This is a genomic window from Massilia soli, assembly GCF_016809835.1.
GTDB lineage: Bacteria > Pseudomonadota > Gammaproteobacteria > Burkholderiales > Burkholderiaceae_D > Telluria_A > Telluria_A soli.
This window is the reverse complement of sequence record NZ_JAFBIL020000001.1, coordinates 247,708-261,302: the sequence shown is the minus strand read 5'-3', so window position 1 is coordinate 261,302 and position 13,595 is coordinate 247,708. Positions and strand designations below refer to the sequence as shown.

The 13,595-nt window shown below is 63.7% G+C and carries 11 protein-coding genes; 8 read left to right on the top strand and 3 right to left on the bottom strand.

The features are described from left to right. Nucleotides 1-43 precede the first annotated feature (43 nt). On the bottom strand, nucleotides 44-1,321 hold the full coding sequence (gene lysA / locus I4X03_RS01170; RefSeq protein ID WP_223464507.1) for a diaminopimelate decarboxylase: 1,278 nt from the start codon (nucleotides 1,319-1,321) through the stop codon (nucleotides 44-46). 8 nt (nucleotides 1,322-1,329) lie between these two features. Next, on the bottom strand, nucleotides 1,330-1,461 hold the full coding sequence (lptM, locus tag I4X03_RS01165; RefSeq protein WP_223466185.1) for an LPS translocon maturation chaperone LptM: 132 nt from the start codon (nucleotides 1,459-1,461) through the stop codon (nucleotides 1,330-1,332). 83 nt (nucleotides 1,462-1,544) lie between these two features. Here lptM and cyaY point away from each other — a divergent pair, with 83 nt between their 5' ends. Continuing rightward, the gene (gene cyaY / locus I4X03_RS01160) at nucleotides 1,545-1,877 is read left to right on the top strand and encodes an iron donor protein CyaY (RefSeq protein ID WP_223466176.1); all 333 of its coding nucleotides are present in this window, start codon (nucleotides 1,545-1,547) and stop codon (nucleotides 1,875-1,877) included. A 99-nt stretch (nucleotides 1,878-1,976) separates the two neighbouring features. Here the strand turns inward: cyaY and I4X03_RS01155 are convergent, their stop codons facing one another. Continuing rightward, nucleotides 1,977-4,322, bottom strand: a complete 2,346-nt coding sequence (locus I4X03_RS01155) for a penicillin-binding protein 1A (protein WP_223464505.1) — start codon at nucleotides 4,320-4,322, stop codon at nucleotides 1,977-1,979. Nucleotides 4,323-4,669: 347 nt separating this feature from the next. Between I4X03_RS01155 and I4X03_RS01150 the strand changes: the two genes are divergently transcribed. The 7 genes from I4X03_RS01150 to aroKB are packed head-to-tail and all read left to right on the top strand — an operon-like array spanning nucleotide 4,670 to nucleotide 13,591. Continuing rightward, nucleotides 4,670-5,749: a pilus assembly protein PilM gene (locus I4X03_RS01150; protein WP_223464503.1), complete on the top strand. Its 1,080-nt coding sequence runs from the start codon at nucleotides 4,670-4,672 to the stop codon at nucleotides 5,747-5,749. Further along, a complete protein-coding gene (locus I4X03_RS01145; protein WP_223464501.1) occupies nucleotides 5,746-6,369 on the top strand; it encodes a PilN domain-containing protein in 624 nt (207 codons plus the stop codon). Before I4X03_RS01150 ends, I4X03_RS01145 begins: the two co-directional genes overlap by 4 nt. Further along, nucleotides 6,366-7,085 carry a type IV pilus inner membrane component PilO gene (locus I4X03_RS01140; RefSeq protein ID WP_223464499.1) on the top strand — a complete coding sequence of 240 codons (720 nt, stop codon included), beginning with the start codon at nucleotides 6,366-6,368 and terminating at the stop codon, nucleotides 7,083-7,085. The genes I4X03_RS01145 and I4X03_RS01140 overlap by 4 nt, the downstream gene beginning before the upstream one ends. Next, entirely contained in the window at nucleotides 7,082-7,624 is a 543-nt protein-coding gene (locus I4X03_RS01135; protein WP_223464498.1) for a pilus assembly protein PilP, read from the top strand. The genes I4X03_RS01140 and I4X03_RS01135 overlap by 4 nt, the downstream gene beginning before the upstream one ends. A gap of 50 nt (nucleotides 7,625-7,674) precedes the next feature. After that, nucleotides 7,675-9,810 (top strand): type IV pilus secretin PilQ, encoded by a 2,136-nt coding sequence (locus tag I4X03_RS01130; RefSeq protein ID WP_223466173.1) that lies wholly within the window; start codon nucleotides 7,675-7,677, stop codon nucleotides 9,808-9,810. 34 nt (nucleotides 9,811-9,844) lie between these two features. Then, nucleotides 9,845-11,926: an Ig-like domain-containing protein gene (locus I4X03_RS01125; protein WP_223464497.1), complete on the top strand. Its 2,082-nt coding sequence runs from the start codon at nucleotides 9,845-9,847 to the stop codon at nucleotides 11,924-11,926. 33 nt (nucleotides 11,927-11,959) lie between these two features. Continuing rightward, nucleotides 11,960-13,591, top strand: a complete 1,632-nt coding sequence (aroKB, locus tag I4X03_RS01120; RefSeq protein ID WP_229428046.1) for a bifunctional shikimate kinase/3-dehydroquinate synthase AroKB — start codon at nucleotides 11,960-11,962, stop codon at nucleotides 13,589-13,591. Nucleotides 13,592-13,595: the final 4 nt, after the last annotated feature.

The following is a 13,595-nucleotide window of genomic DNA, read 5'->3' as shown; positions in this document are numbered from 1 at the left end:
GGAAGCGGCCAGAGGCCGTCATCCGCCATGATCCGCCGCCGGCTTATTGAATCACCGACTCCAACGCAAACAGATCGGCCGGGTTTTCGCGCTGGCGAATCAAGTGCACCTTGTCGCCATCGACCATGACCTCGGCTGCGCGGCCGCGGGTATTGTAATTGGATGACATGGTCAGTCCATACGCGCCCGCCTGCATGATCGCCAGCAGATCGCCCGGATTGACTGCCAGTGCGCGATCGCGCGCCAGCCAGTCGCCCGACTCGCACACCGGTCCGACGATGTCGTAGGTCACCTTCTGGCCGGTTTGCGGCGCTACCGGCTGCACATCCATCCACGCCTGGTACAGGGCAGGGCGCATCAGGTCATTCATCGCCGCGTCGACGATGCAGAAATTCTTTTCCGCGCCCGGCTTCAGGTATTCGACCTTGGTCAGCAGCAGGCCGGTATCGCCGACGATCGAGCGGCCTGGTTCGAACGCCACCTTGATCGGCTTGCCGTCATATTTGCGCGCGCGCCAGGCGTCGATATGGGCGAACACGCGGCCCAGGTAATCGCCTACCGCGACCGGCTCGGCTTCGCCAGCTTCGCCATAGTTAATGCCGATACCGCCGCCCATATCCAGGTGATGGATCACGATGCCCTCGTCGGCCAGCGTATCGATCAATTCGATCAGTTTATTCAGCGCTTCCAGCAAGGGCGCGTCGTCCAGCAACTGCGAGCCGATATGGCAATCGATGCCTACCACTTGCAGGTGCGGCAAGGCCGCCGCGGTACGGTAGGTATCGAGCGCATCGTCAAAGGCCACGCCGAATTTATTCGCCTTCAGGCCGGTGGCGATATATGGATGGGTTTTCGCATCCACGTTCGGGTTCACGCGCAGCGAAACCGGCGCGGTTTTGCCCATGATGCCGGCGACTTCATTGATGCGGTGCAGTTCTGGAATCGACTCGACGTTAAAGCACAGGATATCGTGCGACAGCGCCAGCCGGATTTCGTCGGACGTCTTGCCGACGCCCGAGAAGATCACCTTGCGTGGATCGCCGCCGGCGGCCAGCACGCGCAGCAATTCGCCGCCCGACACGATATCGAAACCGGCGCCTTGGCGCGCCAGCAGATCGAGGATCGCGAGGTTGGAATTGGCCTTCATCGCATAGCAGACAAGCGCATCGCGCCCTTTGCACGCATCGAAATACGACGCGAAGTTTTTCAGCAGCGCCGCCTTCGAATACACGTAGGTCGGGGTGCCGAACTGCTCGGCGATGCTGGACAAGGAGGTGCTTTCGGCGAACAAGGCGCCGTCTTGGTAGGAGAATTGCGACATAGGGTAGCTTACTGGGCGACGGAAGAAGAAACTGGCGGCATTGCAGGCGGCACGGCGGGTGTTGGCTGCGGCTTGGCGGGCGGGGTAGGCATGTACAGCGGCCCGGTCTGTCCGCAACCGGCGAGCGCAACAAAGACCACGGCGGCAGCGCCGATATTCAGCGCAATAGAAGGCTTCACGATTAGAATCACGGTTTAATTAGAAGACCTTGGAGTGTAGCATGATGAGTGAAACCGAATTCCTGGACCTGGCCGACAGCACCCTGGGCACGATCGAAGCGGCGATGGACCGGCTCAACGACGACGACGTGATCGACGTCGAATGCAAGCGCAGCGGCAACGTGCTCGAAATCGAGTTCATCGACAACGGCAGCAAGATCATCGTCAACAGCCAGGCCCCGCTGCAAGAAATGTGGGTCGCCGCCAAATCCGGCGGCTTCCACTATAAGCGCGCCGACGGCCAGTGGATCAACACCCGCGACGGCTCCGAGCTCTACGCCGCGCTCTCCACACTTGCCAGCGAACAAGGCGGCACCGCCGTCACCGTCACCGGCTAGTTTCAGCCTTCCAACGTTCCAAAATCGGGGACAGACCACCATTTTAGAAGATTCTAAAATGGTGGTCTGTCCCCGATTTTGGAACGTTGCGATTCGCGTTTAGAACAGCTCGTTCTTGACCGCGTCTTTTACCGCTTCTTCGGCCGGCGTGCTGCGGGTGCCGACGTCGATGCTTTGGACGCCCGTGCCCGGCGGGTTCTCGGCGTAGTAGTACTCGCCGCCAACGTTGACCAGCCCGCCCGGCACCGCGCGCTCGGCCATCGGCTCGTCCTTGAGCGCCTTGCTCATGTAGCCGATCCAGATCGGCAGCGCGAGGCCGCCGCCGGTTTCCTTGTTGCCGAGGTTCTTGGGCTGGTCGTAGCCGATCCAGGCAATCCCCACCACGTTCGGGTTGTAGCCGGCGAACCAGGCGTCGATCGAGTCGTTGGTGGTGCCGGTCTTGCCGGAGATGTCGGTGCGCTTGAGCGACAGGGCCTTGGTCGCCGTGCCGTAGCGGACGACGTCCTTGAGCATGCTGTCGACCAGGTAGGCGTTGCGGGCGTCGATCACGCGGTTGCCTTCTTCTCCAGCACGGTCGGGCGAGGCTTGCGACAGGATGGTGCCGTTGCTGTCGGTGACCTTGGTGATCAGGTAGGGGCTGACGCGGTAGCCGCCGTTGGCGAAGACCGCATAGGCGCCAGCCAGCTGCAGCGGCGTGGTGGCGCCGGCGCCCAGCGCGAGCGTCAGGTAGGGCGGGTTCTTTTCGGCGTCGAAGCCGAAGCGGGTGGTGTATTCCTGGCCGTACTTGGCGCCGATGCGGTGCAGGATGCGGATCGAGACCATGTTCTTCGACTTGGTCAGCCCGCGCCGCATGCTCATCGGTCCTTCATACTTGGCGTCGTAGTTCTTCGGTTCCCATGCCTGGCCGCCGGTCTGCCCGGCGTCGAACGAGATCGGCGCGTCGTTGATCAGGGTCGATGGCGACAGGCCGCGCTCCAGCGAGGCCGAGTAGATGAACGGCTTGAACGCCGAACCCGGCTGGCGCCATGCCTGCGTCACGTGGTTGAACTTGTTCCGGTTGTAGTCGAAACCGCCCACCAGCGCGCGGATCGCGCCGTCGCGGGTGTCGGCGGCGATGAAGGCCGATTCGATTTCCGGCATCTGGGTGATGCTCCAGGTGGTGCCGCCGCCTTGCGTGACGCGGATCACCGCGCCGCGCTTGATCTTGCGGTTCGCCGGCGCTTTTTCCGACAGGCCGGCCTTGGCGAACGACAGCCCCGGCCCGCTGATCTTGATCTCTTCGCCCGATGCCGTCACCGCCGTCACCTGCTGCGGCGAGGCTTGCAGCACGATGGCGGCGATGATGTCGTCGCTGTCCGGGTGTTCGGCCAGCTCGGCTTCGATCGCTTCCTCGGCTTCTTCCTTCTTGCTCGGGATTTCGATGTACGACTTCGGCCCGCGGTAGGCCTGGCGCCGTTCGTAGTCCATCACGCCGCGGCGCAGCGCCAGGTAGGCGGCGTCCTGGTCGGCCTTGGTGATGGTGGTGAACACGTTCAGGCCGCGCGTGTAGGTCTCTTCCTTGAACTGTTCATACACCAACTGGCGCGCCATCTCGGCGACGTACTCGGCGTGCACGCCGAATTCATTGCTGTCGGTCTTGATCTTGAGCTGTTCTTCCTTGGCGGCCTGGAACTGGGCGGTGGTGATGTAGCCCAGATCGTGCATGCGCACCAGGATGTACTGCTGGCGGGTGCGCGCGCGCTTCGGATTGACCACCGGGTTGTAGGCCGACGGCGCTTTCGGCAGGCCGGCCAGCATTGCCGCTTCGGCAACGCTGATGTCCTTCAGGTCCTTGCCGAAGTAGATCTGGGCCGCCGACGAGAAGCCGTAGGCGCGCTGGCCCAGGTAGATCTGGTTCATGTAGACCTCGAGGATCTGGTCCTTGGTCAGGCTTTTCTCGATCTTCCAGGCCAGCAGGATCTCGTAGGCCTTGCGCTTGAGGGTCTGTTCGGACGACAGGAAGAAGTTGCGCGCCACCTGCTGGGTGATGGTCGATGCGCCCTGGCGTGCGCCGCCGCTGGCGTTGTTGAACGCCGCGCGCAGGATGCCCTTGTAATAAACGCCGCTGTGCTCGTAGAAGTTGTCGTCCTCGATCGCCAGCACGGCTTTTTTCATGACCGTAGGAATGTCCTTGATATGGACCAGCGTGCGGCGCTCTTCGCCAAATTCGCCGATCAGGACATTGTCAGCAGAAAAGATCCGCAGCGGCATCTTTGGCCGGTAGTCGGTCAGGCTGTCGAGCGGGGGCAGGTTGGGGTAGGCCATCGCCAGCGCAAACACGACAATCAGCAGCGCCGCCAGGCCGGTGCCGGTGATGACGCCGAGCGCAATGAGCAGCATCCGCTTGGGGCTGCGCTTGCCAGCGCCTTTTTTCTGCGCGGCTGGTGTATCCGATTTGGAAGTCATGCAGGTCAATCTCTCACATATTGATGTGCTTCATTATAAAGCACTGCATCGCGCACACCGATTTCGCTAAGGCAACCTAATGCGGGCTGTGAACCTGCCGACAACTATGATGTCACGGGGTTCACAGAGTGTGGTGAATCCGCCCGTACCCCGAAAGTTCCAATGCAGAAATACCTTTACACGGCCCAAGTGATGTTGCTACGATTTAATGTACTGTCTTATGTATGCCGTCTAAATAGCGGTTTTATATCAAATAACCCCATTAAGGCAAACAATATTATCTTTCTGAGAAGCAAGTTATTCAGAGGTTAATAGAAATTTGGTGATTGGGAGGAGTGGGCTCGTAAATGGTTAATCTAGGTTCCTTGTTCGGGCAATCCAGTCCCCCCTTGATCGGGTTGGACGTCAGTACGTCCACCGTTCGCCTGGTTGAGCTGACCCAGCTTGGCAAGGGCGAGCTGCGGCTGGAACGCTACGCGTCCGAGCCGCTGCCGCGCGGCGCCGTCGTCGATGGCAATATCGAAAACCTCGAGCAGGTCTCGGAGGCGGTGCGCCGGGTCTGGAAAAAGAGCGGCACCCGCGTCAAGCTGGCCGCGCTGGGCATGCCGCCGGCGTCGGTCATCACCAAAAAGATCATCCTGCCGGCCGGCCTGTCGGAAGACCAGCTGGAAGTGCAGGTCGAGTCCGAAGCGAGCCAGTACATCCCGTTCGCGCTCGACGAGGTCAGCCTCGATTTCGACGTGATCGGCCCGGCCGCCAATTCGCCCGACGACATCGAAGTCATGCTGGCTGCCTCGCGCAAGGAAAAAGTCGAGGACCGCGTGGCGCTGGCCGAAGCGGCGGGCCTGACCGCGGTTGTGATGGACATCGAATCGTACGCCGCCCGCGCCGCGCTCGACCGCGTGACGGCGATGATGCCGCAGGCTGGCGCCGGCATGATCGTCGCGCTGTTCCAGATCGGCGCCCAGGTCACCCATATTTCGGTCATGCTCGACGGCGACACCATTTACGAGCGCGAGCAGCCGTTCGGCGGCAACCAGCTTACCCAGGACATCGTGCGCGCCTACGGGCTGTCGTTCGAGGATGCCGAAGCGCGCAAGCGCGCCGGCGACCTGCCAGAAAACTACCAGGCCGAATTGCTGACCCCTTTCCTCGAGAACGCCGCCCTTGAAGTCACCCGCGCCGTTCAGTTCTTCTACACCTCGACACCGTACACCCGCATCGACCAGCTGTTCCTGGCCGGCGGCTGCGCGCTGATGCCGGGGCTGCTCGACATCGTCGCCAGCCGCACCCGCATCTCCAGCGCCGTGGTGTCGCCGTTCAAAGGCATGCAGCTGGCATCAAGCGTGCGCGAGTCGCAGCTGCGCACCGAAGCGCCGGCTTACCTGGTCGCTTGCGGGCTGGCGATGCGAAAGGCGGGCGCATGATCAAGATTAACCTGCTTCCCCATCGGGAAGCCAAACGCAAACAGAAGCAGGCCGCATTCATCGCATTGATGGTGCTGGGCGCGGTGCTCGGCGTGGTGGTGGTGCTGATGGTCGGCGCCTACAACGCCAGCCGCATCTCGATCCAGGAAGAGCGCAACCGCGTGATCGCCAACGCCAACGCGGAACTGGACGTCAAGATCGAGAAGATCGCCGGCCTGAAACAGGAAATCGAAGCGCTGAAGGCGCGCCAGCAGGCCGTTGAAGACCTGCAGGGCGACCGCAACCAGCCGGTCTACCTGCTCGATGAACTGGTCCGGCAGACCCCGGAGGGCGTCTACCTGAAGTCGTTCAAGCAGGAAGGCCAGCGCGTCACGGTGACCGGCTTCGCCCAGTCGCAGGAGCGCGTCGCTGAACTGCTGCGCAACCTGGCCGGCAATTCACAGTGGCTGGAGCGTCCTGACCTGACCGAGGTGCGTGCCGTCAGCCTGGATAAAAACAAGGCCGGCCGCAAGGTGGTCGAGTTCACGCTCGGCGTGAGCATCAAGCGTCCGCGCGATATCGATGCGGCAGCGGAAGCTGCGGCAGGCGCCGCCGCGGGCGCAGGCGGAGGCAAGCCATGAGCAAGAACATCGATTTGAAAGACCTGTCGCATTCGCTGCAGTCGCAGTTCCAGGGGCTGCAGGGGCGCCATCCGGGCCAGTGGCCGCTGGCCCCGCGCCTGCTGCTGGCGCTCGGCGTGATGGCGGTGGTGATCGTGCTTGGCTATTTCGCTTACTGGAGTTCGCAGTTCGACGAGCAGGAAGCCGGCGCCAAGCAGGAAGCCAAGCTGCGCGCCGAGTACACCACCAAGATCGCCCAGGCGATCAACCTGGAGGCGCTGGAAGCGCAGAAGCTGCAGGTCGACCAGTATGTCTCGCGCCTTGAGAAGCAGTTGCCAAGCAAGGCCGAAATGGCGGCGCTGCTGTCGGACATCAACCAGGCCGGCGTCGGCCGTGGGCTGCAGTTCGAGCTGTTCAAGCCTGGCCAGGTGGTGGTGCGCGATTATTACGCCGAACTGCCGATCAACATCAAGATCGCCGGCAGCTACCACGACCTCGGCTCTTTCGCCGGCGACATGGCCAACCTGCCGCGCATCGTCACACTCAACGACATGGCGCTGTCGACGTCGAAAGACGGCAGCCTGATGCTGGAGGCGGTGGTCAAGACGTTCCGCTACCTCGACGAGGAAGAAGCCGAGGCCCAGCGCGTGGCGCGCGTCGAGCGCGAGAAGCAGGATAAAAAAGGCAAGAAGGGCAAAGCCGCCAAGCCGACCAAGAAAAAGGGAGCGGGAAAATGACGCACCTGAACAAAGCCGCGCTGCTGGCGCTGGCCGTCATGCTGGGCGCGTGCAGCGACCGCGATGTACGCGAAGTCCAGCAGTGGATGGCCGACACCGAGAAAAAAACCAAGGTCACGGTCAAGCCGCTGGCCGAGCCGAAAACCTTCACGGCGTTTGCCTACCAGGCCGGCGACGCGATTGATCCGTTCAGCCAGAACAAGCTGCTGGCCGAACTGGCGCGCACCGACGCCGGTTCGACCAACCCGCTCAAGCCGGACACCGAGCGGCGCCGCGAGCTGCTCGAGACCTTCCCGCTCGACACGATGCGCATGGTCGGCTTGCTGCAAAAGGCCGGCAACAACCACGCGCTGGTGCAGATCGACCGCGCGGTGCATCAGGTGCGCTCGGGACAGCGCATCGGCCAGAATTTCGGCGTCGTCACCAGCGTGACGGAGCAGGAAGTGAATATCAGAGAAGTGGTTCAGGACGCCACCGGCGATTGGGTCGAGCGCATGTCGAAGTTGGAGTTGCAGGATAGTAAGGAGAGCACGAAATGATCGCATTACGAATGAATGGCGCCGCCTCGCTGACGGGGATCGCAGTACGCATGGGCGCATGGCTCGCTATGGTCGTCGCCAGTGGCGCGGCGCTGGCGCAGGAAAATGCGATCGAATCGATCACGGCCAACCAGCAAGGCGCCAACGTCATCGTCAACATCGCGATGAAAAATGCGCCGGCGCGCGCCCCGATCGGCTTCTCGATCACCAATCCGAGCCGCATCGCGCTGGACTTCGGCGCCACCGCCAACGCCACCGGCAAGAGCACCCAGGAAGTGAACCTTGGCGATGTCCGCAACGTCAATGTGGTGCAGGCCGGCGAACGTACGCGCCTGGTGCTGAACCTGAAACGCCCGCTGAACTACGCCACCGCGATCGACGGCAACTCCGTGATCCTGACGGTGGAAGGCAGCGGCGGCGTGGCCCAGGCAGTCGACCGCAGCGGCGTGCCCGTGGCGGCGCCGGTTGCCGCGGCGCCGGCGGTTCGCCCGCTGCTGCGCGACCTCGATTTCCGCCGCGGCGCCAACGGCGAAGGCCGTGTCGTGGTCGACCTGCCGAACAACCAGGTGGCGGTCGATGTGCGCCAGGTCGGCGGCAAGATCATCGTCGATTTCCTCAAGACCGGACTGCCTGAAACGCTGCGCCGGCGCCTCGACGTCACCGATTTCGGTACCCCGGTCGGCCTGATCACCACCGCCTCGCAAGGCGACAACGTGCGCATGACGATCGAGGCGAACGGCCTGTGGGAGCAAAGCGTCTACCAGAGCGAGACCCAGCTGGTGGTCGACGTCAAGCCGATCAAGGAAGACCCGAACCGCCTGACCCAGGGCACCCAGGGCTATCGCGGCGAAAAGCTGTCGTTCAACTTCCAGAACGTGGAAGTGCGCGCCGCACTGCAGGCGATCGCCGACATCTCGGGCCTGAACATCATCACCAGCGACTCGGTCACCGGCAACCTGACCCTGCGCCTGCGCGAAGTGCCGTGGGACCAGGCGCTCGACGTGGTCCTGCAGGCCAAGGGCCTGGACATGCGCAAGAACGGCAACGTGCTGTGGATCGCGCCAAAGGATGAACTGCTGACCAAGGAAAAGCTCGAACTCGAGCAGCGCGCGCAGATCGCCGACCTGGAGCCGCTGCGCTCGGAGATCTTCCAGCTGAACTACCAGAAGGCTGAGTCGTTCCGTACCGTGTTCGGCCTCGACGCCAACGGCGGCGCGGCTGCCGGCGGCGCCGAGAACAACCAGAACCGCGTGCTGTCCAAGCGCGGCAGTGCGATCATCGATCCGCGCACCAACCAGCTGTTCGTCACCGACATCCCGTCGAAGATCGAAGACATCCGCAAGCTGATTTTGAAAACCGACGTGGCCTCGCGCCAGGTGGTGATCGAAGCGCGCCTGGTGGAAGCGAGCGACGGCTTCTCGCGCAACCTCGGCGCCAAGCTTGGCTTTGCCGACCTGCGCGGCTTCCGCGGCGGCGACCCTGGCTACCAGGTCAAGGGCAACGAGCGGGTCGCCATCGGCGGCAACATCACCGGCGTGGGCCAGGTCACCGGCCAGACCCCGGACACCGGCGACGCTTATACCAATACCCAGTTCATCAACCTGCCGGCAGCGGGCATCGGCGGCCAGTCGCCGGCCACCGTGGCCTTCAGCCTGTTCTCGTCGGCGGCCAACCGCTTCCTGAACCTGGAGCTGTCGGCGCTGGAAGCTGACGGCAAGGGCAAGATCATCTCGAGCCCGCGCGTGGTCACCGAAGACAAGATGCTGGCCGTGATCGAGCAGGGTATCGAACTGCCTTACCAGGTCGCCACCAGCAGCGGCGCCACCTCGATCACCTTCAAGAAGGCCAACCTGCGCCTGGAAGTGACGCCGCAGATCACCCCGGACGGCAATGTGGTGCTCGACGTCGACGTCAACAAGGATTCGAAAGGCGAGGAAACCCGCGCCGGCTTCGCCATCAATACCCAGCACGTGAAGACCAAGGTGATGGTTGAAAACGGCGGCACCGTGGTCCTGGGCGGCATTTACCAGCAAACCGAATCGAACTCCGAAAACAAGGTGCCTTTCCTTGGCGACGTGCCGGTGCTGGGCTACCTGTTCAAGACCACCGGACGCACCACCAGCAAGACTGAACTGCTGGTCTTCATCACGCCGAAGATCGTTGCCGACCGCGTCACCGGCCGCTAAGTACAACCCAACACAATAAAAATCAGGATTCAACATGTCGCATACCGCCGCCGTCACTCCGGGTCTCCCGCCTCTTAAACTGCTTATCTGCGCCACCTTGGCGCTGGCGCTGGCCGCGTGCGGCGGCGGCGGCGGCAATCCCGGCGCGGTGGGCGGGGGCGGCGGCACCACCACTCCTGGCACCGGCACAGCAGTAGGCGAGCCGCGCTTGACCGTCAGCGTCGTCGATGGCAGCGGCGCCTCGGTCAACTCGCTGTCCGGCGGCCAGACCGGCCAGGTACGCGTCAAGCTGACCGACAGCACCGGCATCGCCGCTTCCAACGCGATCGTCAAGTTCACCGCGTCGGACGCCGCGCTGGTCGAGTTCACGCCATCCTCCGGCTCGGCCCTTACCGATGCCACCGGCACCGCCGTCATCAGCGTCAAGCCGACCAGCGTGACCGCGGCCGGCGCCGTGGCGATCACCGCCGAAGGCGTAGTCGCCGGCAAGACCGCCACGGGAAGCGTCAACCTCGCCGTCGGCGCGGCCCCGCTGACCGTTGGCGCGCTGACCCTCACGCCTGCGCCAGCGGGCAAGCTGCCGGCCTTCAGCACCGTGGCGATCAATATTCCTGTCACCAGCGGCGGCCAGCCTGCCACCAGCGTACCCGGTCTGACCCTGACCTCGCTGTGCGTGGGCGACGGCTCGGCCACCATCGTCATGGGCGCGCTCGCCAATGGCGTTCAGACCGCGACCTACACCAACAACGGCTGCCTGCGCGGCACCGACCGCATCACCGCCTCGATCGGCAACTCGTCGCAGAGCGTCAATATCGACGTCGACGCCGCCAACATCGGCACCATGCAGTTTATCGGCTCCGACCTGCAAGGCACCTCGATCGTGCTGAAGGGATCGGGCGGCCTGGGACGCAAGGAAGCGGCAGTGCTGACCTTCCGCGTGGTCGACCGCAACAACAACGGCCTGGCCGGCGTGGACGTCAACTTCCGCGCTACCACCAACACCGGCGGCCTGACCGTACTGCCAGCCAGCGCCACTACCGATGCGACCGGCCGCGTGACGACGACGGTGTCGTCGGGCACCATCCCGACCCCGGTGCGCGTGATCGCCGAAGCGACCCGCAATGGTTCGACCATCAGCGGCCTGTCCGACGCGCTGACGATTTCGACCGGCCTGCCGATCATGAAGGCGATGTCGATCAGCGCTTCGAGCCATAACATCGAAGGCGGCAACTACGACGGCGAAAAGTCGGAAATCAACATCAGGCTCGCCGACCAGTACGGCAATCCGATCTCCGATAACACCGCAGTCAACTTCATCACCGAAGGCGGCGCCGTTGGCACCGCGGCGCAGGGCGCCTGCACCACCAAGGATGGCGGCTGCAAGGTTGACCTGATCTCGCAGAACTTCCGCCCGGCCAACGGCCGCGTCACCGTGCTGGCCTTCGTCCAGGGCATCGAGAACTTCACCGACCTGAATGGTGACGGCCAGTACAGCTGCACCAGCTTCGTCGACGCCAACGGCGCTGTCCCAGCCGTCTACCGTCCGCTGGTCGACACCTGCCTGTCCGGCGGCGAGCCGTTTGCCGACCTGAGCGATCCGTTCCTCGACACGGGCGAAGACGGCGTCTATTCCGCCGCCTCAGGCGACCTGCCGATTCCGTATAACAGCACGGTGTACCGCGCTACCGGCAACGGCAAGTGGGGCATCAACTACATCAGCGCCTCGACCGTCATCGTGTTCAGCGAGTCGACCCCGTTCCTGAAGCGCCAGGTGTGCACCGGCGACGTCTGCCGCGACTGGGCGACAGCCGATGGCGCCGTCGATGAAATCGCTGGCGTGGCCGGCGCATCCTGCGGTGCCCGTACCCTGTATTTCCGCTTGCACGACAAGAACAACAATCCGTTGCCTGAGAACACTAGCATTTCCGGCATCGACCTGGTCAAGCTGAGCCTTGGGGAAGTGGTCCCCGCATCGGTTCCATCCTCGAACGCAATCGGCGGTACAATTCACGCGGTGACCGTCAAGCCCGATTCCGCATGTGCATCCGGAAGCCTGGTCGTGAAGGTCACGACTCCGAAAGGAACCGCTAAAACGTTTGCGTTCAAATCACAATAATTGAGTTCTGAAAATATCTTCCTGATAGGCCTGATGGGGGCCGGCAAGACCACCATCGGCCGCATCCTTGCCCGCAAGCTGGGCAAGCAGTTCATCGATTCCGACCACGAGATCGAGGCCCGCACCGGCGCATCGATTCCGTGGATCTTCGAGATCGAGGGAGAGCCGAGCTTTCGGCGCCGCGAGGCAGATGTGATTCGCGACCTCACCGCGCGCCAGGGCATCGTGCTGGCGACCGGCGGCGGCGCGGTGCTCAATCCGGAAACCCGCGCCCTGCTCAAGGCGCGCGGCACCGTCGTCTACCTGCGCGCGAACGTCAACAGCATCATGGCGCGCACCGCCCACGACAAGAACCGTCCGCTGCTGCAGACGGCCGACCCGCGCGGCCGGCTCGAAGAGCTCACCTCGCAGCGCGAGCCGCTGTACCGCGAAGTTGCGGACCTCGTCATCGACACCGGCCGCCCTAACGTACAATCGATGGTTCAGACCATCCTGAACCAGCTGGAGGCGCTCAACGCGCCGCATCCGCGGACAGGTGTGAAACCCGAACCGCGAGGCGCGATGAACGAAGCATCCAACACCACCCTGAACGTCAATCTCGGCGAGCGCAGCTACCCGATCGCGATCGGTTCCGGCCTGCTGCAAAACGCCGGGCTGCTGGTACGCCATGTCGAGGGCCGCCAGGTGGCCATCGTCACCAACACCACCGTCGCGCCGCTGTACCTCGAACAAGTCGCCGCGCCGCTGCGCGCAGCCGGCCGCGAAGTGATCGAGATCATCCTGCCCGACGGCGAGCAGTACAAGAACTGGGACTCGCTGATGCAGGTGTTCGACGCGCTGCTGGCCAGCAAATGCGACCGCAAGGTCACCATGGTGGCGCTGGGCGGCGGCGTGATCGGCGACCTGACCGGCTATGCCGCTTCGAGCTACATGCGCGGCGTGCCGTTCGTGCAGGTGCCGACGACCTTGCTGTCGCAGGTCGATTCCTCGGTCGGCGGCAAGACCGGCATCAATCATCCGCTTGGCAAGAACATGATCGGCGCCTTCTACCAGCCGCGCGCCGTGTTCGCCGACACCGGCACCCTGGCGACGCTGCCCGAGCGCGAGCTGTCGGCCGGCCTGGCCGAAGTGATCAAGCACGGCGCCATCATCGACACGCCGTTCTTCGACTGGATCGAACAAAACATCGGCAAGCTGCTGGCGCGCGACCAGACCGCGCTGGCCCACGCGATCGCGCGCTCGTGCGAGATCAAGGCCGACATCGTGCGCCAGGACGAACGCGAAAGCGGCCTGCGCGCGATCCTCAATTTCGGCCACACCTTCGGCCACGCGATTGAAAATGGCCTGGGCTACGGCAAATGGCTGCACGGCGAAGCGGTCGGCTGCGGCATGGTGATGGCGGCCGAGCTGTCTTGCCGCATGGGCTACATCGAGCGCGCCGCCGTCGAGCGGATGCGCGCGCTGGTCAACGCCGCCGGCCTGCCGGCCGACGCGCCCGACCTCGGCGCCGAACGCTGGCTCGAGCTGATGGAAGTGGACAAGAAGAATGAAGGCGGCGCGATCAGGTTCATCCTTCTGAAACCTCTCGGCAGCGCGGTCATCACGACGGTGCCGCACGAGACACTGCTGGCGACGATCGCCGCCTGCGTGAAGAGCAGTGGATGATGCG

Excerpts from the sequence above, each read along its gene's own strand:
- I4X03_RS01135 (WP_223464498.1), top strand. The coding sequence starts at position 7,082 with ATGACGCACCTGAACAAAGCCGCGCTGCTGGCGCTGGCCGTCATGCTG.
- I4X03_RS01155 (WP_223464505.1), bottom strand. The coding sequence starts at position 4,322 with ATGACTTCCAAATCGGATACACCAGCCGCGCAGAAAAAAGGCGCTGGC.
- aroKB (WP_229428046.1), top strand. The coding sequence starts at position 11,960 with ATGGGGGCCGGCAAGACCACCATCGGCCGCATCCTTGCCCGCAAGCTG.
- I4X03_RS01140 (WP_223464499.1), top strand. The coding sequence starts at position 6,366 with ATGAGCAAGAACATCGATTTGAAAGACCTGTCGCATTCGCTGCAGTCG.
- I4X03_RS01145 (WP_223464501.1), top strand. The coding sequence starts at position 5,746 with ATGATCAAGATTAACCTGCTTCCCCATCGGGAAGCCAAACGCAAACAG.
- I4X03_RS01125 (WP_223464497.1), top strand. The coding sequence starts at position 9,845 with ATGTCGCATACCGCCGCCGTCACTCCGGGTCTCCCGCCTCTTAAACTG.
- I4X03_RS01130 (WP_223466173.1), top strand. The coding sequence starts at position 7,675 with ATGGGCGCATGGCTCGCTATGGTCGTCGCCAGTGGCGCGGCGCTGGCG.
- I4X03_RS01150 (WP_223464503.1), top strand. The coding sequence starts at position 4,670 with ATGGTTAATCTAGGTTCCTTGTTCGGGCAATCCAGTCCCCCCTTGATC.
- cyaY (WP_223466176.1), top strand. The coding sequence starts at position 1,545 with ATGAGTGAAACCGAATTCCTGGACCTGGCCGACAGCACCCTGGGCACG.
- lysA (WP_223464507.1), bottom strand. The coding sequence starts at position 1,321 with ATGTCGCAATTCTCCTACCAAGACGGCGCCTTGTTCGCCGAAAGCACC.